General features: G+C 62.2%; 27 protein-coding genes. 16 read left to right on the top strand and 11 right to left on the bottom strand.

Annotation, left to right across the window (positions count from 1 at the left end; genetic code table 11):
* Positions 1-373 precede the first annotated feature (373 nt).
* Entirely contained in the window at positions 374-2,398 is a 2,025-nt protein-coding gene (rpoD, locus tag AC1DX4_RS28415; protein ID WP_477223458.1) for an RNA polymerase sigma factor RpoD, read from the top strand.
* A 26-nt stretch (positions 2,399-2,424) separates the two neighbouring features.
* The gene (locus AC1DX4_RS28410; protein ID WP_477223457.1) at positions 2,425-3,000 is read left to right on the top strand and encodes a hypothetical protein; all 576 of its coding nucleotides are present in this window, start codon (positions 2,425-2,427) and stop codon (positions 2,998-3,000) included.
* Positions 3,001-3,020: 20 nt separating this feature from the next.
* On the opposite strand, the gene AC1DX4_RS28405 is transcribed toward AC1DX4_RS28410, so the two are convergent.
* Positions 3,021-4,076 (bottom strand): TauD/TfdA family dioxygenase, encoded by a 1,056-nt coding sequence (locus AC1DX4_RS28405; RefSeq protein WP_477223456.1) that lies wholly within the window; start codon positions 4,074-4,076, stop codon positions 3,021-3,023.
* 279 nt (positions 4,077-4,355) lie between these two features.
* Between AC1DX4_RS28405 and AC1DX4_RS28400 the strand changes: the two genes are divergently transcribed.
* From AC1DX4_RS28400 to AC1DX4_RS28385, 4 genes are all read left to right on the top strand, one after another.
* Positions 4,356-4,649 (top strand): GYD domain-containing protein, encoded by a 294-nt coding sequence (locus tag AC1DX4_RS28400; RefSeq protein WP_095202008.1) that lies wholly within the window; start codon positions 4,356-4,358, stop codon positions 4,647-4,649.
* A 104-nt stretch (positions 4,650-4,753) separates the two neighbouring features.
* On the top strand, positions 4,754-5,023 hold the full coding sequence (locus AC1DX4_RS28395) for a putative hemolysin (RefSeq protein ID WP_477223455.1): 270 nt from the start codon (positions 4,754-4,756) through the stop codon (positions 5,021-5,023).
* 26 nt (positions 5,024-5,049) lie between these two features.
* Positions 5,050-6,114: a DMT family transporter gene (locus tag AC1DX4_RS28390; protein ID WP_477223454.1), complete on the top strand. Its 1,065-nt coding sequence runs from the start codon at positions 5,050-5,052 to the stop codon at positions 6,112-6,114.
* Positions 6,115-6,127: 13 nt separating this feature from the next.
* On the top strand, positions 6,128-6,520 hold the full coding sequence (locus AC1DX4_RS28385; RefSeq protein WP_477223453.1) for a thiol-disulfide oxidoreductase DCC family protein: 393 nt from the start codon (positions 6,128-6,130) through the stop codon (positions 6,518-6,520).
* Between the two features lie 56 nt (positions 6,521-6,576).
* Here the strand turns inward: AC1DX4_RS28385 and AC1DX4_RS28380 are convergent, their stop codons facing one another.
* The gene (locus AC1DX4_RS28380; RefSeq protein WP_477223452.1) at positions 6,577-6,834 is read right to left on the bottom strand and encodes a DUF2798 domain-containing protein; all 258 of its coding nucleotides are present in this window, start codon (positions 6,832-6,834) and stop codon (positions 6,577-6,579) included.
* Between the two features lie 272 nt (positions 6,835-7,106).
* Between AC1DX4_RS28380 and AC1DX4_RS28375 the strand changes: the two genes are divergently transcribed.
* Positions 7,107-7,793 (top strand): PadR family transcriptional regulator, encoded by a 687-nt coding sequence (locus tag AC1DX4_RS28375; RefSeq protein WP_477223451.1) that lies wholly within the window; start codon positions 7,107-7,109, stop codon positions 7,791-7,793.
* A 76-nt stretch (positions 7,794-7,869) separates the two neighbouring features.
* Here AC1DX4_RS28375 and AC1DX4_RS28370 read toward each other — a convergent pair whose 3' ends face one another.
* Positions 7,870-8,130, bottom strand: coding sequence for a YiaA/YiaB family inner membrane protein (locus AC1DX4_RS28370; protein WP_027030482.1), 261 nt, complete (start codon positions 8,128-8,130; stop codon positions 7,870-7,872).
* A 55-nt stretch (positions 8,131-8,185) separates the two neighbouring features.
* The gene (locus AC1DX4_RS28365) at positions 8,186-8,863 is read right to left on the bottom strand and encodes a PspA/IM30 family protein (RefSeq protein ID WP_477223450.1); all 678 of its coding nucleotides are present in this window, start codon (positions 8,861-8,863) and stop codon (positions 8,186-8,188) included.
* 185 nt (positions 8,864-9,048) lie between these two features.
* On the opposite strand from AC1DX4_RS28365, the gene AC1DX4_RS28360 reads away from it, so the two are divergent.
* The 4 genes from AC1DX4_RS28360 to AC1DX4_RS28345 all read left to right on the top strand — a co-directional run bounded on the left by AC1DX4_RS28360 (position 9,049) and on the right by AC1DX4_RS28345 (position 14,215).
* Positions 9,049-9,690, top strand: coding sequence for a TetR/AcrR family transcriptional regulator (locus tag AC1DX4_RS28360; RefSeq protein ID WP_477223449.1), 642 nt, complete (start codon positions 9,049-9,051; stop codon positions 9,688-9,690).
* Between the two features lie 47 nt (positions 9,691-9,737).
* Complete coding sequence (locus tag AC1DX4_RS28355; protein WP_477223448.1) at positions 9,738-10,031, top strand: HlyU family transcriptional regulator; 294 nt, start codon at positions 9,738-9,740, stop codon at positions 10,029-10,031.
* Positions 10,032-10,158: 127 nt separating this feature from the next.
* Positions 10,159-12,597, top strand: coding sequence for a GcvT family protein (locus AC1DX4_RS28350; protein ID WP_477223447.1), 2,439 nt, complete (start codon positions 10,159-10,161; stop codon positions 12,595-12,597).
* A gap of 187 nt (positions 12,598-12,784) precedes the next feature.
* Entirely contained in the window at positions 12,785-14,215 is a 1,431-nt protein-coding gene (locus AC1DX4_RS28345) for a cryptochrome/photolyase family protein (protein ID WP_477223446.1), read from the top strand.
* An 85-nt stretch (positions 14,216-14,300) separates the two neighbouring features.
* On the opposite strand, the gene AC1DX4_RS28340 is transcribed toward AC1DX4_RS28345, so the two are convergent.
* On the bottom strand, positions 14,301-14,921 hold the full coding sequence (locus tag AC1DX4_RS28340; RefSeq protein ID WP_477223445.1) for a ChrR family anti-sigma-E factor: 621 nt from the start codon (positions 14,919-14,921) through the stop codon (positions 14,301-14,303).
* Positions 14,918-15,592 carry a sigma-70 family RNA polymerase sigma factor gene (locus AC1DX4_RS28335; protein ID WP_477223444.1) on the bottom strand — a complete coding sequence of 225 codons (675 nt, stop codon included), beginning with the start codon at positions 15,590-15,592 and terminating at the stop codon, positions 14,918-14,920. The genes AC1DX4_RS28340 and AC1DX4_RS28335 overlap by 4 nt, the downstream gene beginning before the upstream one ends.
* A 197-nt stretch (positions 15,593-15,789) precedes the next feature.
* Here AC1DX4_RS28335 and AC1DX4_RS28330 point away from each other — a divergent pair, with 197 nt between their 5' ends.
* Positions 15,790-16,659 (top strand): hypothetical protein, encoded by an 870-nt coding sequence (locus tag AC1DX4_RS28330; protein ID WP_477223443.1) that lies wholly within the window; start codon positions 15,790-15,792, stop codon positions 16,657-16,659.
* Positions 16,660-16,709: 50 nt separating this feature from the next.
* Positions 16,710-17,249, top strand: coding sequence for a sigma-70 family RNA polymerase sigma factor (locus AC1DX4_RS28325; RefSeq protein WP_477223580.1), 540 nt, complete (start codon positions 16,710-16,712; stop codon positions 17,247-17,249).
* A 75-nt stretch (positions 17,250-17,324) separates the two neighbouring features.
* Here AC1DX4_RS28325 and AC1DX4_RS28320 read toward each other — a convergent pair whose 3' ends face one another.
* On the bottom strand, positions 17,325-18,215 hold the full coding sequence (locus AC1DX4_RS28320; protein WP_477223442.1) for a LysR family transcriptional regulator: 891 nt from the start codon (positions 18,213-18,215) through the stop codon (positions 17,325-17,327).
* Between the two features lie 103 nt (positions 18,216-18,318).
* Here AC1DX4_RS28320 and AC1DX4_RS28315 point away from each other — a divergent pair, with 103 nt between their 5' ends.
* On the top strand, positions 18,319-19,209 hold the full coding sequence (locus AC1DX4_RS28315) for an SDR family oxidoreductase (RefSeq protein ID WP_477223441.1): 891 nt from the start codon (positions 18,319-18,321) through the stop codon (positions 19,207-19,209).
* 41 nt (positions 19,210-19,250) lie between these two features.
* Here AC1DX4_RS28315 and AC1DX4_RS28310 read toward each other — a convergent pair whose 3' ends face one another.
* Genes AC1DX4_RS28310 through AC1DX4_RS28300 form a run of 3 tightly spaced genes read right to left on the bottom strand, consistent with a single transcriptional unit; the run spans position 19,251 to position 23,363 of the window.
* Positions 19,251-21,545, bottom strand: coding sequence for a xanthine dehydrogenase family protein molybdopterin-binding subunit (locus AC1DX4_RS28310; RefSeq protein ID WP_477223440.1), 2,295 nt, complete (start codon positions 21,543-21,545; stop codon positions 19,251-19,253).
* Complete coding sequence (locus tag AC1DX4_RS28305) at positions 21,538-22,902, bottom strand: c-type cytochrome (RefSeq protein WP_477223439.1); 1,365 nt, start codon at positions 22,900-22,902, stop codon at positions 21,538-21,540. Before AC1DX4_RS28305 ends, AC1DX4_RS28310 begins: the two co-directional genes overlap by 8 nt.
* 2 nt (positions 22,903-22,904) lie before the next feature.
* Positions 22,905-23,363 carry a (2Fe-2S)-binding protein gene (locus tag AC1DX4_RS28300; protein ID WP_477223438.1) on the bottom strand — a complete coding sequence of 153 codons (459 nt, stop codon included), beginning with the start codon at positions 23,361-23,363 and terminating at the stop codon, positions 22,905-22,907.
* A gap of 429 nt (positions 23,364-23,792) precedes the next feature.
* Here AC1DX4_RS28300 and AC1DX4_RS28295 point away from each other — a divergent pair, with 429 nt between their 5' ends.
* Both AC1DX4_RS28295 and AC1DX4_RS28290 read left to right on the top strand, forming a co-directional pair.
* Positions 23,793-24,548 carry a DUF4142 domain-containing protein gene (locus tag AC1DX4_RS28295; RefSeq protein ID WP_477223579.1) on the top strand — a complete coding sequence of 252 codons (756 nt, stop codon included), beginning with the start codon at positions 23,793-23,795 and terminating at the stop codon, positions 24,546-24,548.
* Positions 24,549-24,572: 24 nt separating this feature from the next.
* Complete coding sequence (locus AC1DX4_RS28290) at positions 24,573-25,175, top strand: general stress protein (protein ID WP_477223437.1); 603 nt, start codon at positions 24,573-24,575, stop codon at positions 25,173-25,175.
* Between the two features lie 57 nt (positions 25,176-25,232).
* Here the strand turns inward: AC1DX4_RS28290 and AC1DX4_RS28285 are convergent, their stop codons facing one another.
* Positions 25,233-26,402, bottom strand: a complete 1,170-nt coding sequence (locus AC1DX4_RS28285) for an extracellular catalytic domain type 1 short-chain-length polyhydroxyalkanoate depolymerase (protein WP_477223436.1) — start codon at positions 26,400-26,402, stop codon at positions 25,233-25,235.
* Between the last annotated feature and the right edge of the window lie 35 nt (positions 26,403-26,437).

Genomic DNA, 26,437 nt, shown 5'->3' with positions numbered 1-26,437 from the left:
CAGGGCGCGCTAAGTCGGGTAATTGATTCGCTTTTTTCATGCGAATCATGCGAGAGGCGCTTGACCTTCCGACAGAATGGCGGAATCAGGACGATTCGAAACGTTAACCCGCACCCGCGCCGACGGGAAATGAGCGATGTGAGGTACTGGTGACTGGACAGGCAGGCAGCCTGCCACAGATATCAGGGTTAATCTGGACTTAATGCATGTCGCCCAAAAGTGGAACCGGTTTTGGGGCAACGACAGGCATCAAACAAAAGTAGATGCGGTTACTGGCCCGGTGAAGCGCGTTTCATAAGCGAGCACATCCGGTTTCGACTGGTCCGACAGCTTACGCGGCTTCGATGGCAGCCGCTTGGAGAAGATAAAAATTATGGCGACTAAGGAAAAGGAAGAGGTCGAGACCGAACGCGAAGGCGCCACCGATGGCCCTCTGCTCGACCTTTCCGATGATGCTGTCAAGAAGATGATCAAGGCCGCCAAGAAGCGCGGCTATGTCACGATGGACGAGCTGAATTCGGTGCTGCCTTCCGAGGAAGTGACCTCCGAGCAGATCGAGGACACGATGGCGATGCTGTCCGACATGGGCATCAATGTCGTCGAGGATGATGAGCAGGGCGAAGAGGCTGAGGCCGGCGACACCGCGGCGGACGCTGAGGAAGACGCCAACGAACTGGCCGAACAGACCGGCACGGCGGTCGCCGCCACCACCACCAAGAAAGAGCCGACCGACCGCACCGACGATCCGGTGCGCATGTATCTGCGCGAAATGGGCTCGGTCGAGCTGCTGTCGCGCGAGGGCGAAATCGCCATCGCCAAGCGCATCGAGGCCGGCCGCGAGACGATGATCGCGGGCCTCTGCGAAAGCCCGCTGACCTTCCAGGCCATCATCATCTGGCGCGACGAGCTCAACGAATCCAAGATCCTGCTGCGCGAGATCATCGACCTAGAAGCCACCTATGCCGGTCCCGAAGCCAAGCAGGCGCCGGTGGTCGAGCGCATCGAGGAAGCGCCCAAGGTCGAGGAAAAGCCGCGTCGCGGCCGCGACGAGGAAGAAGACATCACCAATGTCGGCGCCGACACGCGCGGCATCGGCGACGACGACGAGGAAGACGAGGACGAGGCCAGCCTGTCGCTGGCGGCGATGGAAGCCGAACTCCGCCCGCAGGTGATGGAGACGCTCGACGTCATCGCCGATACCTACAAGAAGCTGCGCAAGCTGCAGGACCAGCAGGTCGAGAACCGTCTGGCCGCCGCCGGCACGCTGTCGCCCAGCCAGGACCGCCGGCTGAAGGAGCTAAAGGACCAGCTGATCAAGGCAGTGAAGTCGCTGTCGCTCAACACCGCGCGCATCGAGGCGCTGGTCGAGCAGCTCTACGACATCAACAAGCGCCTGGTGCAGAACGAGGGCAAGCTTTTGCGGCTGGCCGAAAGCTATGGCGTGCGCCGCGAGGAGTTCCTGAAGGAATATCAGGGTTCCGAGCTCGACCCCAACTGGACGCGCGCGATCGGCAATCTGACGTCGCGCGGCTGGAAGGAATTCACCAAGAACGAGAAGGATGCGATCAAGGAGCTGCGCGCCGAGATCCAGAACCTCGCCACCGAAACGGCGATCTCGATCCTGGAATTCCGCAAGATCGTCAACCAGGTGCAGAAGGGCGAGCGCGAGGCCGCGATCGCCAAGAAGGAAATGGTCGAGGCCAATCTGCGCCTCGTCATCTCCATCGCCAAGAAATACACCAATCGTGGCCTGCAGTTCCTCGACCTGATCCAGGAAGGCAATATCGGCCTGATGAAGGCGGTCGACAAATTCGAGTACCGCCGCGGCTACAAGTTCTCGACCTACGCGACATGGTGGATTCGGCAGGCGATCACGCGTTCGATCGCCGACCAGGCGCGCACCATCCGAATCCCGGTGCACATGATCGAGACGATCAACAAGATCGTGCGCACCTCGCGCCAGATGCTGCACGAGATCGGCCGCGAGCCGACGCCGGAGGAACTGGCCGAAAAGCTCGCCATGCCGCTCGAAAAGGTGCGCAAGGTCTTGAAGATCGCCAAGGAGCCGATCTCGCTCGAAACGCCGGTCGGCGACGAGGAGGATTCGCATCTGGGCGACTTCATCGAGGACAAGATGGCGATCCTGCCGATCGACGCGGCGATCCAGGCCAATCTGCGCGAGACCACCACGCGCGTTCTGGCCTCGCTGACACCGCGCGAGGAACGTGTGCTGCGCATGCGCTTCGGCATCGGCATGAACACCGATCACACGCTGGAAGAAGTCGGCCAGCAGTTCTCGGTCACCCGCGAGCGTATCCGCCAGATCGAAGCCAAGGCGCTGCGCAAGCTCAAGCACCCGAGCAGGTCGCGCAAGCTGCGCAGCTTCCTCGACAGCTAGGATAATCCGCTCCAAGGATTTCCAGGATGGGCGCGACCTACGGGACCATCAGCATAAAGGGGCCAACGCAGGAAGCGTTGGCCAACTGGCTGAGGTCAGAAAATGTCGACGCTTTCGTCACGAGCGAAGAGAACGGTTGGACCACCTTCTCGGACCAAGAGACCGACCAGCTCGACACGCGCTGGATTGAGTCCTTCCTCCAAAGACTGACCCGCGATCTTATGTGTGTCGGCATTGCGGTCACCGTCTACGATGAGGAGCAGCTATACCTGCTGGCGGCACAGCACGGCGTTCTTGAATCGCGCTACAATTCCTGTCCTGGCATGACAATGGATGACCCCGGCCCCGAGGACATGCGTCCAAGGCTGGAAGACGCTCCGGCCTTGCTGGCGACGATCGGCAGGCAGGCCGAATCTGACGATCTGCTTCGGATATTGGGGATGGATGGAGCGAAAGACTACATCGATCCGCTTGAGCTCCATGAGGAACTCGCCACCTATCTGGGACTTCCGGAAAGTTCCGTTGGCCTAAGCCACAGATATGTTCTCAGGCACAGGACCGATCTTTCGGAGCAGGGATTGATCAGAACGGTCGACGGCTAGGCGCTGGGCGAGGGACGCTCCTACAGCGGCACGTTCAGCCGTGTCCCCTTGACGATGATGCCGCCCCGGTCGCCGATCTCGATCGAGCCATAGCGCTGCCGGAAGCAATCGGGCAGCGGGCGGTCGCCGGGAATCGACAGCCACAGGCGCAGCATATGGCGCCGCTTGTCCGGGTCTGGCCAATCGCGAAAACCCATGCGGTCGTGCAGCAGCGAATGATTGTAGACGAACTGCATGTCGCCCGGCTGCAGCCGCATCGATAGGTTCAGCTGCGGATCATTGGCAAGGCTGTCGAGAAGATCCAGCGCCTCGACATGCGCGGCGCTCAGCCGCATTGCGTCCGGGAAGCGCTGGGCGCTGTCGATGTACTGGCGCTGGTAGATGCCGGTCAGCAATCCTGCGTGCCAGTTGAGGATCGGGATTTCGAAATAAGGCTTTTCGCCTTCCGGTATCTCGCCGCGCCGGTCGGTGGCGATCTGATCAAACAGCAGGCGGACCAGATCGGGCCGTCTTTTGCGCATCTCATTGTAGATCGTCACCGTGCTGACCAGCAGCGACTCGCCGCCTTGCATGGCATCCCTTAGGCAGAGCAGGCCGACGACATCGGCGGAATCGGTGTGAAACGTCTGGCGCTCCGCCGTCTGGTAGATGCGCGTCGTGGCGGCCTTCGCGTCGGCGCCGATGTCGCGGACATGGCCGAGTATATGGCCCTGGGCATTCTGCGACCGTGCGCTCCCCAGATGCGCGCCGATCCCGCAGAAGATCGTTGCCGCCATTTCAGCCGAGTATCTGTCGACCGGGAGACCGCGAAGCACCTCGAACCCAATGCCTGCAATCAGTTTCTGGCGAAGCGCGACAAGATGGCCGGCGAGCCGGGGCAAGGGGAAATCGGCCTTGGTCAGGCCGCCGATATCCTGCGAGCCGGCGAGAAAGCCGGTTGCCGCCAATTCTAGCTCGGCGATGTCCCGAGGGTCCAATTCGGCCAGCCAATTCCCGGGATGCTTCGCCATGTCCTCGCCGGTCCATGCGGCAGGAATGTCGATCCGGTCCGGCGGCAGGTCTGTTGTCTCGCGCATGAAGCCCTCCGGCGGCTGGATCGGTGTCGGACGTCAGCCTGGAATTTCCCGGACCGATGACCACGGCGGAGATTGCCGCAATCAGGCGGGTTTTTAAACCGGCCTTCCCCGGCCGCTGCAGAGTGTCACCTCAAGCCCGCACATGATGGCGTGGATGCGTCCTTGCGGGACGTGCGCCGCAGGAGGATAATTTCGCGTCGGATGCATTTTCTGGGCGACAACCCGGATGCCCGCCCCGGCGAAGCCGCCGTGCTCCGTGGCTCCGGAAGGAGGCGTACCATGACGACCTACATCATGCTGATGAACTGGACCGAGCAGGGCGCGAAGAACGTGCGCGATTCGCCCAAGCGCCTCGACGCCGCCAGGAAGCAGCTGGGCGAGATGGGAGGATCGTTCAAGGCATTCTACCTGACCATGGGCGAGTTCGACATGGTGGCGGTGGTCGAAGCGCCCGACGATGCGGTGCTGGCGCGTTTCGCGCTGATGCTGGCCGCGAACGGAAACCTCAAGTCACGGACGCTGAAGGCCTTCCCGGAATTCGCCTACCGCGAGATCATCTCGTCGCTTGGATAGCAAGCGGTAGGTTCTAAGGCGATGATAGGGTACCCGGCCTGACGGCGCTTTGCCGCAGGACAGCGCGATTTGCGCTGATAGACTGTGGCCAGGAGGTGATCGCGATGAAGAAAGTCTCGATATTGGCTATCGGCCTTGCCTTGGTATCGTCGATGCCGGTCGCCGCCGGTGCTGCCGCACAGAAGGCAATCGGCATGGCCAATCCGGCATCCGTCCATTGTGGCGAGATCGGCGGGCGCCTGGTGATCAGGAAGGACAGAGCCGGCAACGAATATGGATTCTGCCGGCTGCCCAAAGGGCGCCTGTGCGAGGAGTGGGCGCTGTTTCGCGACAACAAATGCGTCGGGCCAAAGGCGGCTATGAGAGGCAAGTGACGTGCGCGCTATAATAGGGTGAGATCATGTCCGAGCCGCATTCCCATTCGCATCTTTGGCCCGGTGTGCCGCTCGCCCTTGGCTCGGCTGTCCTGTTCGGGGCGACGCCGCCACTGTCGAAGCTGCTGCTCGATGCCGTGAACCCCTTCATGCTGGCCGGCCTGCTCTATCTCGGCGCCGGTGTCGGCCTCGCTCTCTATCGCCTGCTTCGCGGCAGACAGGCCGCCGCCGGCGAGGCGCAACTGGCAGCCCGGGATATTCCATGGCTGGCGCTGGCGATCGGCATGGGTGGCATCGTCGCGCCGGTGCTGTTGATGTTCGGCCTGACGTTGAACACCGCGTCCAGTTCGGCGCTGCTGCTCAATCTCGAAGGGTTGGCGACAATGGCGATCGCCTGGCTCGTCTACCGCGAGAATGTCGACCGGCGCCTGCTTGTCGGCGCCTTCGCCATCCTTGCCGGCGCCGTTCTGCTGTCGTGGCAAGGCGACGGCGTCGCTTTCAACCTTGGCGCCATGCTGGTCGCCGGGGCATGCCTGGCGTGGGGGCTGGACAACAATTTCACCCGCAAGATCTCGGCCACCGATCCGGTGGTGATCGCCATGCTCAAAGGGTTGGTGGCGGGTGTCGTCAATGTCGGGCTGGCGCTTGCCGCCGGGGCTTCGTTTCCTTCAGCGTCAATCGTGGCGGCAACGGCCGCCGTCGGTTTCTTCGGCATCGGTGTCAGCCTGGTGATGTTCATCGTGGCGTTGCGCCATCTGGGCACCGCGCGGACCGGCGCCTATTATTCGCTGGCGCCGTTTATCGGTGCGCTGCTGGCCATCGCCATCCTTGGCGATGCCGTCACGCTCAAGCTGGCGATCGCCGGGCTTTTGATGGGCATCGGCCTGTGGCTGCATCTGTCGGAGCGTCATGAGCATGAGCACGACCATGAGGCGCTGGAACACGAGCACAGCCATGTGCATGACGAACACCACCAGCACCACCATGACGGTCCGGTGAGCGAGCCGCATTCGCATTGGCACCGGCACGCGCCGATGCGCCACCGGCATCCGCATTATCCTGACCTGCATCACCGGCATAGCCACGGCTGAGCATGCCAGGATCATGCTCAAGCAAACACCCAGGCCTGAACTGACCGTCTGGTACAATACGCGGTGCCCTGTCTGCGATGCGGGCATCAGCCGGCAGAAGCGGCGGCTGATCGAAGCGGTCAAGGCCGGGCGGATTGCGTTTCGCGACATCAATCTGGAGCCGGAAGCGCTGGCCGGATTTGGCGCCTCGCTGGAGGACATCCGCCGTCGGCTGCACGCCACCGATGCGAATGGCCGCTTGCTGGTCGGTGCCGACGTCGCCATCGCCGTGTGGGCGGCAACGCCGGGCGAGGGCTGGCTGGCCACGCTTTTCGGCAATCCGGTTGCCTTGCCGCTGACGCGTTTTGCCTATGATCGTTTCGCCGATCTGCTCTACGCCTGGAACCGCCGCAAGGGCCGTTGGTAGCCCATCGATGATGTGCAAAGGTCCGGAAAGTGTCTCCGGACCTTTGTCTGCCGGCTCTATCTGCCAGCCGGCTCGCACAGCGCACCGACGATACGGCGCACCATGGGCAGCACCAGGAGCAGCGTCGGAAACGCCACCAGCCAGGACAGGCCCGAGGCGGTCATCCAGATGGACGGCAGGTCGGGATGAAAGCCAAGGCTTTTCAGTGTCGAGATCAGTGACACGATGAAGGTCATCAGCAGCGACAGCACCAAGGGGCTGAGGATCGCGGCATAGTGCGCAGGCAGCTTCCTGCGCTGAGGTCTTGCAGTCATTTTGGGAGTTTCCCTGAAGTGTCCGGTCGTTCGCATGTGGCATCCGTTCGCCGGTTTCGGCGTAACTGCCCGGAAGGACCGGGGTTGGATGCGTTGCTTGACGTCAGACGCTTACGGAGCGGTCATTGACCCTCGAGCGCCTTCTAGCCGCGCGTTCCGGCGAAAGCAAGCCTCTGGCGCGACATTCAGATACATCGTAAGATATATCTTGACTCCACGAAAGCGGACGCCTACTTAAGATATATCGTAAGATAGAACTCAAGGAGCAATCAATGCACAAAGACAATCATTTCGGGCGCAGTCATTTCGGCGAGCGCATGTTCATGCATATGGCCGGCAAGTTCGGTGGACGTGGCGGTGGCTTTGGCCCGTTCGGCCATGGCGGTCGCGGTGGCGGACGCGGTGGCCCGGGCGACATGTTCCGCGCCGGCCGCATGCTGGCCGACGGCGACCTCAAGCTGATCACGCTGTCGCTGCTGGCCGAGGCGCCGCGCCACGGCTACGACATCATCAAGGCGCTGGAAGAGCGCACCAGCGGCATCTACAGCCCGAGCCCGGGCGTGGTCTACCCGACGCTGACCTTCCTGGAAGAGGCCGGCTATGCCGTCTCGTCGAGCGAAGGCAACAAGAAGGTGTTTTCCATCACCGAGGCCGGGCAGGCGCATCTTGCCGACAATCGCGAGATGATCGACGGCGTGCTCGAACACCTCGAGCGTTTCGGCCGCAAGATGGCCAAGGCGCGCGACTGGTTCGGCTGGAACGATGATGGCGAGGAGCGGCGTGGTGGCCGTAGCGGCCGTGGCGAGCGCTCGGAAACGCGCGACGAATTCCGTGCCATCCGCCACCGCCTGCGCGCGGCGCTGGGCGAGATCGTCGACGCGCCGGCCGACAAGCAGGCCGAGGCGATCGCCATCCTCGAAGCCGCCGCCGAGGCACTGGAAGCGCTGTCGCCCCGCTGAGGCGGGCGGCACTTCGCGGTACGCAAAAAAGCCCGGGGAGACCCGGGCTTTTTTGTTGGCGATGATGCGGATGGCATCATTCCTTGCCGACATACTCGCTGATCAGCTTTTCGTTGCGCGCCTTTTCGATCTTGGCGGTCATCTCGGACGACAGGCGCTCATCGGTGCGGTACTTGACCAGGTTCACCAGGCTGCCGGTCAAGAGCAGGATGCCCATCGCCCAATAACCCTTGGTCGCCAGGTCAACCGGCGCCAGCCACAGCGACAGGCCGAGCATGAAATAGGCGGCACCGACCGAGGCGGTGTTGAACATGATGTAGGTCTGATTGGCGTTCATTGGAGTTCTCCGTTGGTTTGATGGTTGATGAGATCAGGTCTGCAAAGGCTGGTTTTCAGTTGATGGTCTTCAAGCGCTCGAGCACGTCCTTGGCGCGCACCTTCACCGCCGGGCCGTGACCGGCGTCGGCAAGGCGGTCGCGGATCGCTTCGTGACGCAACTCGCCGTCGATCTCGTCGAGAATGCCGGCCTCCTCGAACGGGTCGCTGGCTCCCTTGATGCGCGCCAAGAGCTCCTCGGCGTCGTTGAGGCTTCCCGAATTGCCGATCGACCTGACGAGGCGTGACTGCGCCTTGCGCTCGGCATCGATGGCCCGGGCCGAGATCATGCCCTGGTTGAGGTCGATGATGCGGCGATGCGCCCGCTCCACCGAAACGCGCATCCGCAAGGTCTTTTCGCCAAGGCTCTGCACGGTGGCGCGGCGGACCTCGCGTTCATTCTCCAGTTCGGCGATGGCCGCCGCACCGCTTTCGGCAAGCCCGTTATTGCCGGCGGCGAGCGCGCTGATGGTGCGGCTTTCGAGATCGGCGTGGCGGCGCTCGAGCTGGTCGAGACCGGCCTGCTCGGTACGCTGACGGACAATCAGCGAAGCAAGCGTCTGCTTGGCGGCGGCAAGACCCGCCTCGGCGTCGCGGATGCGCTGCGCCAGGAGGTCGATGGCGAAGCGATCCTTGAGGCCGTCCTCGGCCCGGGCGCTGGCGCCGTCGAGCAATGTTCTGATCAGGCTAAGCATGGTTCTTCTCCCTGCGAATTGTTGCCGTGAACAATGTTCACAACGCCAACATAACAGGAAATGAACATTGTTCAAGAGGTTTTTGAACGCTGTTCACGAAATCCCTTATATGGTAAACGAAAGGACGATCGTGGTTCGAAACACTTGCAGCCTGGGCTGAGGCACGGGCATCTACAAGGACAAGCATGGCACTGGACAGGGAAGAAATAAGCGAGCGGGTGCTGGCGATTGCCGAGGTGCTGCTCAACGAGGGCGGCATGGACAATCTGAAGGCGAGGACCATCGCCGAGCAGGCGGGCATCTCGGTCGGCTCGGTCTACAATCTGTTTTCCGATCTCGACGGGGTGCACCGCGCCGTCAACATGCGGTTGCTCGACCGGCTGGGCGCGGCAGGGGCGGCGGCGATGGTCGATCTCGGCAAGCGCGGCATCACCGATGTGCGCCAGCGCCTGCTGGCGCTGGCCGGCGCCTATGTGCGCTTTGTCGAGGCGCATCCGGGCAGCTGGCCGGCGCTGCTCGCCTTCAACCGGCGCCGTCCGACGCTGGCCGAGCCGGACGCCTATGAATCGCGGCTCGACCAGCTGTTCGAGATCATCGCCCAGGTGCTCGCCGGCGGCGATTTCGACCTCGACGATGATACGCGCCGGATCGCCGCGCGTACGCTGTGGTCGAGTGTGCATGGCATCGTCACCAGTGGCTATGCCGCGAGATCCGTGCGCCGGCAGGCCGACGAGATCGACCAGCAGATCGAACTGCTGGTCGCCGTCTTTATCAGGGGGCTGGAACGCGACGGCACATTCGCGCATGCTGGGACGAAAACGTCGTGAATCGCGAACGGACCGCGGTTTGCAGTGCGAACAAGGAGATTTGAGCCATGTCTTTTCTGAAACGTCTTTTCGGCGGTGGCGGCGGTGAGGCGGCCGAGCCCAAAAGTGCGGCACCGGCCAAGCAGGTCGAGCACAAGGGTTTCCTGATCAGCGCCACGCCCTACAAGAACGACGGCCAGTACCAGACCTGCGGTGTCGTCTCCAAGGAGGTCGACGGCGTGATGAAGGAACACAAATTCATCCGCGCCGACCGCTTCGCCGGCCTCGACGACGCCGTCGACATCTCGATCAAGAAGGGCATGCAGCTGGTCGATGAACAGGGCGAGCGGATTTTCGGGTAGGACGCGGCAAGGTACCGCCTGCATAAATCCAGCTTATTATCACCCCTAGTTTTTGAAGACGTTACACGGCCTTTCGGCGCCTGTAGCTTCGACGGCATATTGGAAATAGCTGGGATTTGGTGGGTCGATGCAGACACATGCGCGGGTGGTGGTTGTTGGCGGCGGGTGCGTTGGCGCGGGCATCCTTTACGGCCTGGCGAAGCGCGGCTGGACCGACGTTGCCCTGCTCGAACGCACACAGCTGACGGCCGGCTCGACCTGGCACGCAGCGGGCCTCGTCCCATCCTATGCCCGCAACATCAATATCGGCCGGATGATCAACAAGACCATCGAGATCTATGAGGGGCTGGAGGCCGAGACCGGCCAGCCTGTCGGCTGGCACAAATGCGGGCAGTTGCGCATCGCCAACTCCAGGGACCGGCTCGACGAATACAAGAGCTATATGAGCGTGGCCGACGTCCAGGGCATGCGGGCGCATTTGCTGTCGCCGGCGGAGGCGAGGGCGCTGTGCCCGCTTCTCGACAACAAGCATATGCTGGGCGCGCTCTATCATCCCGATGACGGCCATATCGCGCCGGCCGACGTGACCCATGCCATGGCCAAGGGCGCGCGGGATCTGGGCGCCAAGATTTATCTCAACACCGAGGTTACCGGCTTTCAGCGGACCGCCAGCGGCGAATGGCGGGTCGCGACCAACAAGGGCGACATCATTTGCGAGCATGTGGTCTGCGCGACCGGCAATTACGCGCGCCAGACCGGCGCTCTGCTCGGCCTCGACATCCCCGCCATCCCGATCCTGCACCAGTACTGGATCACCGAGCCGGTGCCGGAGATCGTCGAGCGCAAGAAGCAGGGACGTGGCGAAATGCCGATCCTGCGCGACGAAGGTTTTGAGGGCTATCTGCGCGAGGAAGGCGACGGCTTCATGTTCGGGCCTTACGAGCGCACCGAACACCTCAAGCTGTTCGCCGAGGATGGTGTGCCCGCCTGGTTCGGCGCCGATCTCGTCGAAGAGGATTTCGAGGCGGTGTCATGGAACTGGGAGCAGGCAACGCAGCTCGTGCCGGCGCTGGGACGCGCCGGGATCAAGGCCAATGTCCGCGGCCCTTTCCAGATGACCGCGGACGAGCTTCCGCTGATGGGACCGGCCTGGGGCCTGCCCAATGTGTGGCTGGCCGAGGGCGTGCCGGGCGGCATCCTGTGGGGCGGCACGATCGGCTATTACCTGTCGGAGCGGATCGTCGAAGGCGGCAACAGCCTCGACACCTCCGATCTCGACCCGCGCCGCTTCGGCGACTACGCCAACAAGGCCTGGACACGCGAGAAAGTCCGCGAGGCCTGGGGCACGCATGCGGAGCAGAAATATCCGGGACAGGACATGCCCGCCGCCCGCCCGCAAAAAACCGCGCCGTCCTACGCACGGCTGACCGAGCTCGGTGCCGTCTGGAGCGTGCTCAATGGCTGGGAGATGCCCAACTGGTTCGCGCCTAGGGGTGTCGAGGCCAAGGACCAGTATAGCTGGCGCTGGACCGCCAAGGGCGTGTTTGTCGGCGAGGAGGTGCAGGCCGTGCGCAACGCCGTCGGCCTGGTCGAGATGACGCCGATGACCAAATTCGAGGTGTCGGGGCAAGGTGCTTCCGCCTGGCTTGACAGGATCCTCGCCAACCGCTTGCCGGCGACCGGCCGGGCTGTGCTTGCGCATCACCTCACGGCGGGAGGCGGTGTGCAGGCGGAATACATGGTGGCGCGCCTTGGCGAAGACAGTTTCTATCTCATCTCGACGCCGCGCGCCGAGCGCTGGAATTTCGATGATCTGTCAAAGCTGCTTCCCGCCGACGGCAGCGTCAGCCTGAAGAATGTCACCAACGAGCGTGGCTGCTTCACGGTCGTCGGGCCGAAGGCGCGAGACGTGCTGCAACCCCTCACCGAAATCGACCTGTCGAACGCGGCCTTTCCCTGGTTCGGTGTGAAGACTGGCAGCGTGGCGCTGGCCAGCGATGTGCGCATGCTGCGCGTCAACTACGAAGGTGAGCTCGGATGGGAACTCTACCATCCCATGGCCTACCAGCGGCAATTGCTCGACGCGATCCTGAGAGAGGGCGAGAAGCACGGCCTGCGCCTCGTCGGGCTGCATGCGCTGGAATCGCTGCGGCTGGAGAAATCCTACCGCGCCATGTATCGCGACATGAACCCGGAGCTCAACGCGCTGGAGAGTGGGCTCGAACGCTTCATCCGCCTCGACAAGGGTGATTTCGTCGGCCGCGATGCGGTGCTGAAATACAAGGACAAAAACGACCAGCGCCGCTCGGTGACGCTCAGAATAGAGACCGACGGCGCCAGCACGCTTGCCAGCGAGGGGCTTTATATCGGCGGCGAGCTGGTCGGGCGCATAACATCGGGCGGCTATGGCTACACGCTCGGACATGATCTGGCGCTGGCGCTGCTGCCCGAGCGTCTCAGCAAGCCCGGCACCAAACTCGACGTCGCCATATTGGGGGAACGGAAGATCGCTGAGGTCATCGCGGATTCGCCTTATGACCCCACGTCAGCCAGGGCGCGGATGTAAGGCGCTGCTGGTATCAGGTGTTGCTGTTCCCGGTGCTGCAAAGCCCTCTCGGAACGGGGCGGGCGATCCGAAGTTCTGTCCAAGCTATGGCATTGTCGCCATCGGGCGCCGTGGCGGCTCTCGTGTAACTTGTGGGCAAAATCAATCGCCGGGATATGATTTGAATTCTCAGTAGCGACGGATCCCAATGACCATCAATTCGGCGCCAATCATCGTCCTCTTTCGAAACGATCTGCGGGTCTCGGATAACGGTGCGCTCGCGGCCGCCAGCGCCACGGGCAAACCCGTTGTGCCGCTGTTCATTCTTGACGAAGAGCGACAGGACGCGCGGCCGGCAGGCGCCGCCAGCCGATGGTGGCTTCACCATTCGCTTTCAGCACTGGGAAAGTCGCTCGGGATACTGGGAGCACCGCTCGTCTTGCGGCAGGGGGCAACGAAAGAAATCGTCGCAGAGACGGCAAGGGCTACCGGTGCTGACGCCGTCTTCTGGAACAGGCGATATACTCCCGTGAGCATCACCGCCGACACGGCGCTCAAGTCCGAGTTACGCGCGAAGGGTCTTCAGGCAGAAAGCTTCGACGGTTTCCTGCTGCACGAGCCGTCTCGGCTCATGACGCGATCCGGCGACTTCTACAAAGTGTTCACGCCCTTCTACAACCGGCTTGCGGAAGACGAAGTTCGAGATCCGGTTGATGTGCCGACATCGATTGTCGCGTGGAAGGGGAAGCTGCGCTCGGACAGGCTCGATGAATTCAAGCTCCTACCGAAAAGACCTGATTGGTCGTCCGGCCTTGCCGAACGATGGCAGCCCGGTGAACAAGGCGCAGCAGACAGGCTGGCGACCTTTCTCGATGATCGGCTCGGTAATTATACCGATAGTCGGAACGTGCCCGGTGTCCAAGGGACCTCGGGGTTGTCACCGCATCTCGCGCACGGCGAAATCACTCCGTTCCAGATAATGGCGGCCTTGCGGCGCACACGTGGTGAAGGCGCACAGACCTTCCGCAAGGAACTCGCTTGGCGCGAGTTCTCGTATCATCTGCTTTTCAATCGGCCAAAGCTGCATCTGGAAAATTTTCGATCCGAATTCGATGCATTCGAATGGAGAAGCGCGCCGGCGGCGCTCAGGGCGTGGCAGTCCGGGCGAACCGGTTATCCCATAGTGGACGCCGGCATGCGTGAACTCTGGCAGACAGGGTGGATGCACAATCGGGTCCGCATGATCGCGGCGTCGTTCCTCGTCAAGGATCTTCTCATCGACTGGCGTGATGGCGAGGAATGGTTCTGGGATACATTGGTGGATGCGGACGCTGCCAACAACCCGGCCAGCTGGCAGTGGGTGGCCGGATCAGGCGCCGACGCCGCCCCTTATTTCCGGATTTTCAACCCGATACTTCAGGGTGAGAAATTCGATGCGGATGGCAGTTACGTTCGGTGCTATGTGCCGGAACTGGCAAAGCTGCCCGACCGCTATGTGCACCGCCCATGGGAAGCCCCCGCTTCAGTCCTGAAGGAGTGCGGAATCACCATCGGCGAGCATTATCCTTCGCCAATCGTGAACCATTCAGACGCCAGGGAGCGCGCGCTCGCCGCCTACCGCGAGACACGAAGCAATTAGGATCGATCGCGAGCCATCCATCATTGTTCGAGGCGAGGAATAGGTCGCGGCAAAGTCCAGCAGAGCGGGACATGGGCAGCGCTCCCTAAAGCCTGAGCAGCGGCTGTATGATGCGGCCAAGCCGGCTTTGAAGCACGATGTTACCCTGGAGTGCCACGATACAGATGCAAGGGTCGCCGTCACATACGGTCGGCTTGTGTTCCATCGTCTCGTCGGCCTCGTCGAAGTCACCAGGGCCGTAGCGGCCGAACTGGTGTTCGAATGCGCCTTCGAGCACGCATGTCCATTCGTAGCCGGTATGCCTATGGTGTGGCAGCTTGGTTCCTGGCGCCGCCTTCAGCATGAACACCTTGATGTTCGAGACTTCAGGCACCGATACCGAACGTTGGCGCACACCCGGTCCGACCCAACGCCATGGCCCAAGCTGATAGCGGCCAAGCGGTTCTTCCGGCTCCTTGTCGGCGGCCGCGGAGTTCTTCTCGATCAGGCGCAACACATTGCGCAGCGCATCTGGCTCCAATGACACCGGTGTTGCCTGTTCAAGAAGCTGGCCACCGATCGCCTCGTACCCGCCCACCTTGCGGCTGCAGGCGGCGCACAAAGACAGATGCATCGAAACGACAAGCCCGCGCGCTTCATCAAGCGTGCCGGAAGCAAAGGCCGCGAGGGTCTCGTCGGTCGGATGATGGGCAATGGCATCAGTCATTTCAGCTCACCAACTCTGTCTCTCAACCTTTGCAGGGCAAGCCTGATCCGCGACTTGACGGTGCCCAGCGGGATGCCGAGGAGATTTGCGATCTCGCCGTGCGCAAGGCCATCGAAGAATGAGAGGCGAATGACGCGCAACTGTTCATCCGGCAGTGCTACTATCGACGACCTGACGTGAGCTTCACGCTCGGCGACGAGAAGTCGACTCTCAGGCTCGTCTTTGTCTTCCTCTTCCGGCATGCCATCGTCCTCGATCCATGCAGTGGCGCGGCCTTCGCGGCGACTCTCGTCGACGCTGATATTGCGGGCAATCGCATAGACCCAAGCCGACGCAGTCGCTCGCTCGGGATCATATTGTGCAGCCTTGCGCCAAAGTCTGATCAATGTTTCCTGCGCCAGATCTTCAGCACGATCGCGACTTGCACCGCGCCGCATCATCATCGCCTTGATGCGCGGCGCATAATGTTCAAACAGTGCCGCGAACGCGTCGCGATCCTGGCTTGCCGCGACACGCATGATTAGCCGGGCTGGATCGAATTCCACCATCGCTCTGCTATACGCTCTATCCTGCTCCGGCTGGCAAGGCAGCGTTACGGGTTTCACTAGACCATTACGCAGCAGGCGGTCTTTTGGATCACTGATTTGATCGACTTCTGACTTTCCGATCATTTTTGTCCGATCAGCCCATCAGTTTTTAGTCGCGAGCTGTGATCCATTTCGCGCCGGCAACCGTATCGCAACGGAAATGGTCAGAACCCTGTGCTCCGATGGCAACGCATAATGAGGCAGGCATGCGGGTGTCGGGCAGAAGTTCACGGCCAGTCGGCGCACACTGATCCAAGATGCAAACAGGAAGGGGGCCTGACATGCCAAATATTGTCTTGATCGTTGGCAGCGGCCCGGACGCGGTTCGATGCAGGGATTGGCTTCGGACGGCGTTTTCCTCGATTGTCGTCATCAACAACGCCTGGAGAGTGCGGTCCGACTGGGACTATCTGATTCACCCCGACGACTTTCCTGATGAACGCCTGCCGAGCGACCAACGTCCCCGAGCCGCGTCGATCGTAAAATCGGATGCCTTTGTCCCTGCCCAGAACGCATTCGGTGGTTTTGTCTATGCGGGTGGCACAATGGCCTTCACCGCGGCCTATTGGGTCCTGAAGGCTCTCCAGCCTGATGTGATAGCGTTCCTGGGGTGTGATATGATTTATCCCAAAAACGCGCCCACGCATTTCTATGGCGTTGGAACAGCTGACCCGCTACGCGACGACGTGACGTTGAGGGACTTGGAGGCGAAGTCTGGAAGGCTGTTCGCCAAGGCCCTGCGTTGCGGAACAGTCTGTCTGAATCTTTCAAACCTTCCTGAAAGTCGTCTTGCCATACCGCGGGTAAACCTGAGGTTTATCGAGCGACTTACCTCGGTTCGGTTCAAGGCGCTCAAAGCGATGCTTGAAGGCGCCATCGATCCGATTTCCATCGAGAGCGCCGACACACTCGAGGCTGAACTCGGCTATCTCGTTGAACATGGAAGGTACTGGGAACACGCGTCGGATTTCGATGAAGCCGCGCTGGAGAAAATCGATCAGCGCTGGCGTTCGTCGGTAGACCAACTGCCAGCGTCGGTTCCTCCGGGCGACGCTTGCTGGGGACGCGGTCGGGCGCGCAAGGCCGATATTGTTCAAAAGGAGCCTCGGGTTAGTCGCGACGTCTCCTCCCATCCTGCCCAAGGCGCATAGGTCGAAATGGCTGGAGGACAGGAGCCGCTTGGGAGGAGGGCTGCGTCATGCTGACACGAGACGACATAACAAAACTGATCTTGCGAACAGGCATGCGCGATCGAGCGGCGTTCGATCTGCTCTACAAGCATACGTGCGCGAAATTGTTCGGTGTATGCCTGCGTATTTTGGGCGACAAAGGGGAAGCCGAGGAAGCGCTGCAAGAAGTCTACGTAAAGATATGGACCAAGGCTGATCGATATGCGGTCTCGGAACTCAGCCCGATCTCCTGGCTTGTGGCGATTGCGCGCAATCACTCGATCGATTTTATCAGAGCGCGCCGCCCTCCATCTGTCGATCTGGCGGCCGCGGGCGAAATAGCCGACACCACACCGTGGGCCGAGGAACTGATGATTGTGAGTGACCAGACGGCCCGTCTTGACCGATGCATCGACAATCTGAGCACGGAAAAAGCAGCAGCGATCAGGGGCGCATATCAGGACGGCATCTCCTACGCTGAGCTTGCAAAGCGTCACAACGTGCCGCTCAACACGATGCGCACCTGGCTTCGGCGCAGCCTGATCAAATTACGGTCGAGCGTCGAGCAATGACTTCAGAATGGAGCCAGGGCGAGCTTTCGTTGTTTTGTTGCCTGGGATTCTCTGCGCCCGAAAGCGTTTCGGTCATCACCTGCCAATGTAGGCGGCCAGTTCGTCCGGCGTGCCATTCGGGAAGGCCTGTTTTAGAAAGTCCAGGAACGCCGACACGCGCGCGCTGAGCAGTCGCCGCGATGGGTAGAGCGTCCATAGTGAGATTTCGGGGCCGTCAATGTCCCCCCAATTCACCAGTGTGCCGTCAGCCAGGTCGTGGGCCACCAACGAAATGGGAAGCCGTCCTGCGCCGACGCCGGCTCGCACGGCATCCCGGACCATGATGAGCGTCGACAAAACGAGGACGGGCTCGATTGTAATTGTTGCCCGGCCACCTTGCGTCTTCACGTGCCATGTTTGCAGTTCGCTTGCCCCGCGCGCAACGCCGGGAGCGGCGCGCTCACCGGTCGTGCGAGGGAGGTCGGGGCTCGCCACAACAACCAGGCGGTCGCGGAGAAACGCGCGTCCGACCAGGCTTTCGTCGGGATCAGGATTGACCCGGATTACCAGATCGTAGCCTTCCTCGATCATGTCGACAGGCCGGTCCTCAGTCGTCATTTCAAGCTTCACCTCCGGATACTTAAGGGCAAACCCCGCGGCGATCCTGCCCATTGCGGTCTGCGAAAAATGCAAAGGTGCGCTGATCCGCAGCCTGCCCTTGGGACTCTGACCGCCCGAGGCAATCGCCGAAGCCGTCTCGTCCAGTTCGGCGAGCAACGCCCCCGTCCGCTCGAAGAGCGCCCGTCCTTCTTCGGTCAGCTTCAGGTTACGCGCACCCCGTTCAAACAGGCGCAGATCGAGGCTGCTTTCCAACTCTCCAACACGCCGGGACAGCGTTGCCTTGGGCCGGCCGGTGGCCCTTGCCGCTTTGCCGAAGCCACCATGGCGGGCAACGAGATTGAAATCGGCGAGGGCAAGAAGATCCATGAGTGTTCCACCAGTGAGACAGTGCGTCTAAAATCTCCGTCTATTGGGCTCTCAGTGAGCCACACATATTGGAGGTGTCAAGCAACCCAACAGGAGAAATTCCATGACCATTCTCGTTACCGGCGCCACCGGCAATATCGGCCGCCAAGTCGTCGAACACCTCGTCAAGCGCGGCGCCGATGTCCGTGCTCTCGTGCGCGATCCCTCGAAAGCCAGCTTCCCGGCAGGAGTATCCGTCGTGCAAGGCGACTTTCTCGACGTCGATTCGCTGCGCAAAGCCATGTCAGGCGTTTCCACCCTGTTCCTCTTGAACGCCGTGGTGCCGGACGAATTCACCCAGGCCTTGATCGCGCTGAACGTCGCTCGGTCGGCCGGCATCGAGCGCATCGTCTATCTGTCGGTGATCCACGCCGACGTCTATGTGAACGTGCCGCATTTCGCGGGCAAGTTCGGCGTCGAGCGAATGATAGAACAGATGGGCTTCAAGGCTACGATCTTGCGCCCGGCCTATTTCATCCAGAACGATCTGATGGTCGAAGACATCATCACCGGCTACGGCACCTACCCAATGCCGATCGGCGCCAAGGGTCTCGCCATGATCGACGCCCGTGATATCGCCGAGATCGCCGCCCTTGAGCTGCTGCGCCGCGAACAGTCCGCAGAGCCGCTTGCGCTCGACCGGATCAACCTCGTCGGCCCGCAGACGCTGACGGGGACGGATATCGCCGCCATCTGGTCCGACGTGCTCGCCCGCACGATCAGCTACAGCGGCGACAATACGGAAGGCTTTGAGCAAAATCTCAAGCAGTTCCTGCCCGCCTGGATGGCCTACGACATGCGCCTGATGGGCGAGCGCTTCTTCACCGACGGGATGCTGCCTGAGGCCGGCGACGTCGAGCGCCTGACTGCACTTCTGGGCCGCCCACTGCGCCCCTATCGCGACTTCGCCTCAGCCATCGCTGGCTCGCAGGCGATAGAGACGTCGGCGAACTGAGGAGTAAAACCGGCTGGCTCTACAATGCCTGCATCGATCCCTCAGACCGCCAGCGAGTAACCCAGATCGCGCAGCGGCAGCCGGCGCACCCGCACTCCTGTGACGGCGAAGATGGCGTTGCCGAGTGCCGGCGCCAGGGCCGGGAAGGCGGGTTCGCCCATGCCGGTCGGCGGATTGTCCGACTGGATGAAATAGGGATCGATCGTCATCGGCGCGAAAGGCATGCGCAGGATCGGATAGGCGTTGTAGTTCTGCTCCTGTATCCGGCCATTCTCGATGTTGATCTTGAGGCCCATGGCGGTGGAGAGCGCGTCGGTCGACGCGCCCTGCGCCTGGGCTTCGGAGCCGGCCATGTCGATGATCGGGCCGACATCGAGCACCACCAGGATGCGATCGATCTTGATCCGCTTGTTGGCATCGACACTGAGCTCGACCGCCTGCGCGACATGGCCGGCATGCGAATAGCACCAGGCGAGGCCGAGGCCGCTGCCCTTCGGCAGCGTCTTGCCCCAGCCTGCCTTGTCGGCGCACATCTTGATCACGTCTGTGGCCCGCCTGGGGCTGAAGTTGACGGTTCTGTCCTTGGGCACCAGTTCGGGCACGTCGCGGTTCGCCGCATCGATGAGGAACTCGACATGGTCGCGGCCTGACGCAAGCGACAGTTCGTGCATGAAGCTCTGCGCGGCGAAGACCTGGGCATTGTCGCCCGGCGCGCGCCAGGCGCCGGTGGGGATCCTCAGGGGGAACATGGTCTTGGCGCGGCGCAGATTCGGCGCCTTGATGGAATATCGCAGATTGTCGGTGAGGTTGGCGCCCGAGGCTTCCTTCTTGCCGTCGGCGGTGAAGGTGATGAAATGCTCCTGCCAGGCGTCGAGCTTGCCGCCCTTGTCGATCGCGCCCTTGAACTGATGGTAGCCGGCGGGCCGGTAGAAATCGTGGGCGAAATCGTCTTCCCGGGTCCATTGCAGCTTGACCGGGGCGTTGACCCTTTTGGCGATGGCCGCGGCCTCGCAGGCATAGTCGTTGACCAGCCGCCGACCGAAACCGCCGCCAACGCGGGTCTGGTGCATCACGACTTTCTCCGGCGCGATGCCTGCCGCCTTAGCGACCAGCGGCAGACCGCGATCGGGCTGCTGGGTGGGCACCCACATTTCCATCACGCCGTCATGCCAGTGCGCCGTGGTGTTCATCGGCTCCAGCGGCACATGCGCGGCGAAGGGATATTCGTAATAGCCCTCGACGGTCTTGGCGGCATCGGCGAAGGATTTGTCGACGTCACCGACATTGTCGTCGAGCTTTAGCGGGAAACTGGTCGCCAGCTTGCGGGCCTCGGCCGAGAATTGCGATGTGGAGTCTTTCGATGCTTCGCTCAGGTCCCAATCCACCTGCAGATTGTCCTTGGCCTGGAAAGCGCTCCAGGTGTCCTTGGCGATGATGGCCACGCCCGGCATCACTTCGACCATCATGCCGGTGCCGTCGACGGCGAAGGCGTCGAGCACGCCACGCTGTGCCTTGATCTCGTCGACATTGAAGGACCTGACCTTGCCGCCCGCCGCCGGACATTTGGTGTAGGTGGCATAGACCATGCCGGGAAGCTGGACATCGATGCCGAACAGCGGCTTGCCGGTGACCACCTTGGGATCGTCGACGCCGCGATAGCGCTTGCCGATCAGGCGGTAGTCGGCGCGGCTCTTCAGCTTCAGGCTCTTGGGATCGGGCACCGGCATTTTCGCCGCCGCGGCGGCGAGCGAGCCATAGGTTGCGGACCGGCCGCTGGCGGCATGGGTCAGGACGGAATCCCTGGCGGTAATCTGGGAGGGATTCACCAGCCACTGCGCGGCGGCTGCTGCGATCAGCATTGCCTTGGCGCCGGCGCCGGCTTGGCGCAACTGGTCCCAGGCATGCGGGATGGAGGTCGAACCACCCGCGCCCTGGCTGCCATAGACCTTGGGATTGATGTCGGCCTGCTCCATGACGACATGGTTCCAGTCGGCATCGAGTTCGTCGGCGACGATCACGCCGAAGGAGGTTTTGATGCCCTGGCCGATCTCAGGGCATTTGGAATAGATGGTGATCGTGTTGTCGGGAGCGATGCGGATGAAGGCGTTCATCGCCTGGTCCTTGACATCAGGCGTGTCGACATTCGCCAAATCAGCCGCGAACGCTGCTGCGCCTCCGAGCTGAAAGCCCAGCACAAGTCCTGCCGCGCTCGCGCCGGCCAGCTTGAAGAATGTCCGCCGTCCCATGGTCATCGGCGCGCTAGGCGGCACCGAGCCGACCTCGCGTATCAGCGCCGAGAGGTAGGCATCGGACTGGGCAAAGTGCGTGTCAGCCATTGGGGGCCTCCTTGGACTGCTGCGCCGCCTGCTGTCGCAGGGCGCTCACATCCTTGCCTGTCAGGTCAGCGTCTTTGGCGCCAAACCGGGCGGTGACGTAATTGGCGACAGCCGCGATGTCGTCGTCCGAATAGCCAGCACCGAAGGCCGGCATGAAGATCGTGCCGTCAGCGGTCTTGCGGTTGACGCCGTTGACGACCGTCTGCGCGACATTGGTGGCGCTGGGATCGTTCACCGCGCGCACGCCGGTCAGCGTGGCAAAACCGGTGACCGGGCTGACACCGGTCCAGTCATGGCAAGAGGCGCAGGCGCCGGCGAAGATCTTTTCGCCACGTGAATTGGCATCCGCCACCACGCCTTCCTTGTAAGAGGCTGGCGCAGCGGTCGTGACGGTGCGCGGCAGGTCGCTGGCATGGGCGGGTATGCTGCGCAGATAGGTCACCAGGGCACGGGTGTCGTCCGGCACGAGATAGCTCAGGCTGTCGTCGGTGGCTTCACCCATCGGGCCGGCGGCGCCGCCATGACCGTTGGCATGACCGGTGGAGAGATAGGACGTGAGATCCTCGTCGCTCCAGTCGCCAATGCCCGAAACGCTGTCGCCGGTGATGTTGTAGGCGCGCCAGCCGGCGGTGAGGGCGCCGGCGAATTTGCCGTGATTGTCCAGCGCAAAAGCCAGGTTGCGCGGTGTGTGGCACTCGCCGCAATGGCCCATCGCCTCGGCAAGATAGGCGCCCCGGTTCCATTGCGGGCTCTGGCTGGTGTTGGGGTGGAAGCGCTCGTCGGGATTGAACATCACGTTCCACACCGCCACCAGGCTGCGCTGGCTGAAAGGCCAGGAAAGCTGGTTGGGTTTGGCGGGTGCGTTTACCGGCGCCAGCGTGAAGAGATAGGCCTTGATGGCCAGCGCGTCGGCGTCAGTCATGTAGGTGTAGGAGCTGTAGGGCATGGCGGGATAGAGTTTTGCGCCGTCGGGGCGAATGCCCTTGTGCACGGCCGCGAGGAACTGGGCGTCGCTGTAGTTGCCGATACCGGTCTCTCTGCCCGGCGTGATGTTGGTGGAATAGATCGTGCCGAACGGCATGTTGAAGGCAAAGCCGCCCGCGAAAGGCGCGCCGCCCGGAGCGGTGTGGCAAGCCTGGCAGTCCGCGGCATGGGTAAGGTATTCGCCGCGCTTCACCAGATCGGCACTGGCAAGCTCAGCGGGAACGCCGGTGACATCGGCGCCATGGTAATCCGCGAGCGCCACGGTCGAGCCGGCGGCAAAGGACATCGGATCGCGGCCAAGATAAAGCCAGCCCGCGAAACCAAGCGCGACGACGACAATGACCGCAACGACGATGCCGATTATCTTCTTCATGGTCAGGCCGATTTGGCAGCGGCGCTTTTGATCGCCCGGCGGATGCGGATATAGGTGCCGCAGCGGCAGAGATTGCCAGCCATCGCCGCGTCGATGTCGGCATCGTCGGGTTGCGGGTTCGCATCCAGCAGCGCCGTGGCCGACATGATCTGGCCGGCCTGGCAGTAACCGCATTGCGGCACCGCGGCTTCCATCCAGGCCTGCTGCACCTTGGCGCCGTTGGGCGTGCCGCCGATGCCTTCAATGGTGACGACCGCGCGGGTGCCGACATCGCCGACGGTCAATTGACAGGAACGCACCGGCTTGCCGGCCACATGCACCGTGCAGACGCCGCATTGGGCGATGCCGCAGCCATATTTGGTGCCGACCAGATTGAGATGGTCGCGCAGCACCCAAAGAAGCGGCATGTCTCCCGGCACATCGATCGTGCGGGACTGTCCGTTGATTGTAAGAGTGAGCATGTCTCCATCCCTGCATGACGGTGAAATCGGTCAAGCCACCGATTTGCTCGTCAAGATTATAGGGGAGGGACGATCCGCAAGTAGGGACACGGTTCGTACACATTTCCGGCATCGCCATTGCCGGCGGCCGAACAGAAACGGGCTTTGGTTCGTCTGAACCGGTTCTTTTGCAATGCCTGTGCCGGTGTCTTTTTGGGTCGACTTCGCCAGTCCTGTTCCAGGTCCACCAGAGCTGACGCCAATGCAAGAGGGGGACCTGTCAGTAAAAATCGTTCGCCAACCAGTTTCGCACACCGCAATTTTCAGCGCGAGCCCTCGCTGGACAAAACCGAAGCCGGTCACCGCCAGATTATCTCTGACCATCCGGAACAAAGCTATCAGGCGCAGGTTAGCTCCACAGCACATGTGTGCATGAAAAGGATCTTCGCAATGAAAATTCGCCTATTCCTGGCCTCACTGGCCACAGCCACAGCCATGGCTTTCGCTCTGCCTGCACTCGCCGCCGACAGCGCACAGGACTTCGTCAACAAGGCCGCTGCCGGCGGTATGTTCGAGGTCGATTCCAGCAAGGTCGCCGAAGCCAAGGTGCAGGATCAGAGCGTCAAGGATTTCGCTCGCAAGATGATCGATGACCACGGCGCCGCCAACGCCAAGCTGGAGACAATCGCCGGCGAGCAGAAGCTGACAGTCCCGAAGGAACTCGACGCCAAGCACAAGGGTGATGTCGACACTTTGCAGAACAGCAAGGATCCGATCGACGCGCCCTATGTCCAGATGCAGCGCGACGCGCACACCGATGCCGTGACGCTGTTCGAGAGCTACGCGAAAGATGGCGACAACGCCGAGCTCAAGACGTTCGCCCAGCAGACGGTGCCGACGCTCAAGATGCACCAGGAGATGATCGAGAAGATCGCTTCCACAGTGGCTGACAAATCGGCCGCCACGACCTCGACGACTCCGGCCGTGACCACGACCGACACCGCGAACCCTTCCGCTCCGGTTCCCGGCGCCAACAGCTTTACCGAGGACCAAGCCAAAGGTCGCATCCAGGACGCCGGTTTCTCCGACGTTTCCAAACTAGCCAAGGATGACCAAGGGATTTGGCGTGGCCAGGCAACGAAGGGCGGCAAAACCACGGCAGTCGCTCTGGACTACCAGGGCAACGTTGTTGCCGGCACCAACTGAACCGAAATCCAGGAGATCAAAACCATGAAAACCGTAACCGGACTATTCGACAACTATGATGATGCCTCTGACGCCGTCGGCGAACTGGAAGCCAGCGGTATCGCGCGTGACGACATCAGCATCGTTTCCAGCAATTCGGACAATCAGCACGACAATAACGGGTCCAAGGCCGCCGACGACGCTGCCGGTGGGGCTGGGCTGGGAGCCGCGATCGGCGGCGCCGGTGGACTGCTCGCCGGACTTGGCCTGATGGCCATTCCAGGTGTCGGTCCGGTGGTGGCTGCCGGGTGGCTGGCTGCCACTGCCGTCGGTGCCGTTGGCGGTGCCGTTGTTGGCGGTGCGGCTGGTGGCATCGTCGGGGCGCTTACCGATTCCGGCGTCCCGGAGAATGATGCCCATGTCTACGCCGAGGGCGTCCGTCGCGGCGGCACGCTGGTCACAGCCAAGGTCGACGACCAGCTGGTGCCGGAGGCGGAAAGGATTCTGGGACAGGCTGCGTCTGTTGACCTGGAAGCACGGCGCGGCGAATACCAGGCCGATGGTTGGACCGGCTTCGACCCTGACGCGGAGAACTACCGCTCGAACGAAATCGGCCGCGACGGCGCTCGCGATGTAAACCGAGTTTGATCGACAGGGCCCCGCTGCCGACAGGCGGCGGGGCCATTCTGCCCAACAGACCTTTGGCTAGCGCATCAAGCCGGCTGCACGAAGCGCATCTTCAATAGTCTTGCCAATGCCTGAAGCAGCAGAAGCGCGTGAACCTTCCGGCCGCGGTTGTTCGGCAGGTTCGACCCGCACCGGCCTCGACTTTTCGGGCGCACTATGTGGGCGCAAGGCCGTGCCTGCCGCAGGATCGGGCGAGGCAGCGGCGGACTTCGCCTTCCCTCGTGTACCCCGGTCTGCGAGATCCCAGAAGGCCGCCATACGTCTCGTCGACGATATCCCAACCTCCAGCATGAACGGTGCGGCATGGCCCAAGCCGTCCTCACCTCCCGTTTTCAAGGGGGTGCCATGGCCCATGCCGGCAATCGTGTATTTTTCGATCACCTCATGGCCATCGGCGTCGCACCAGACCTGCCGCGTTTGTCCATCGACGGTCTCTTTTCGAACAGGGCTCGCACCAACGCGATGAACGCCCTGCCATTGGGCGACAAGGGAGTCCGCATTGGCCGGCGCCACCGTGTGGTCGGCCGTGCCTTGCCAGATCGAAATCTTAGGCCATGTCCCTTTGTGTGACGTCGCCTGCGCCAGACGCCGCTGGAGTTCCGACTTGGACGGGCCGCCATGGCCACGCATGCGATCGAAAGCTTCCGGGATCGTCGATGCGCTGCCATAAGCAATGCCCGCAATGATTGCTCCGCCGGCGAACACCTCCGGATATGTTGCCAACATTGCCGCCGCCATGGCGCCGCCGGCGGACAGACCGGTGATGAAAACGCGCCGGCGGTCCAGGCCATGCTTCGTCACCATGGCCTCGATCATCTGGCGGATTGAGAGCACTTCACCGCGATCGCGGGTGACATCTTCAGGCACGAACCAATTGAAGCAGAGATTGGCATTGTTGGCGCGCTGCTGTTCGGGCAGCAACACCGCAAAGCCTTCCTCGGCTGCCAGGCGCGACCAGCCAGCTCCGTGATCATAACCAGCGGCCGTCTGCGTGCAGCCGTGCAAGACGACGACCAACGCTGCTCCACGCGGCAAGTTCTCAGGAACGTAGAAGCGTACCCGCAAGGCGCCTGGATTGGACCCAAACGCCGCCAGGTCGGACAGGCTGTCGAGATGGCCCGGTTGGGAAAATACCGGCCGGCCTCGCATGGCCGAAAGGCGAGCGATCGTATCTGAGATGTTCCGCAAATCGAGATCCTAGACCGCCGGAATGGCGGAAGCCC

It is taken from the genome of Mesorhizobium sp. P3_A8 (assembly GCF_056402995.1).
The sequence above is the reverse complement of the archived record's forward strand: the minus strand, read 5'-3'. Positions and strand labels throughout refer to the sequence as shown.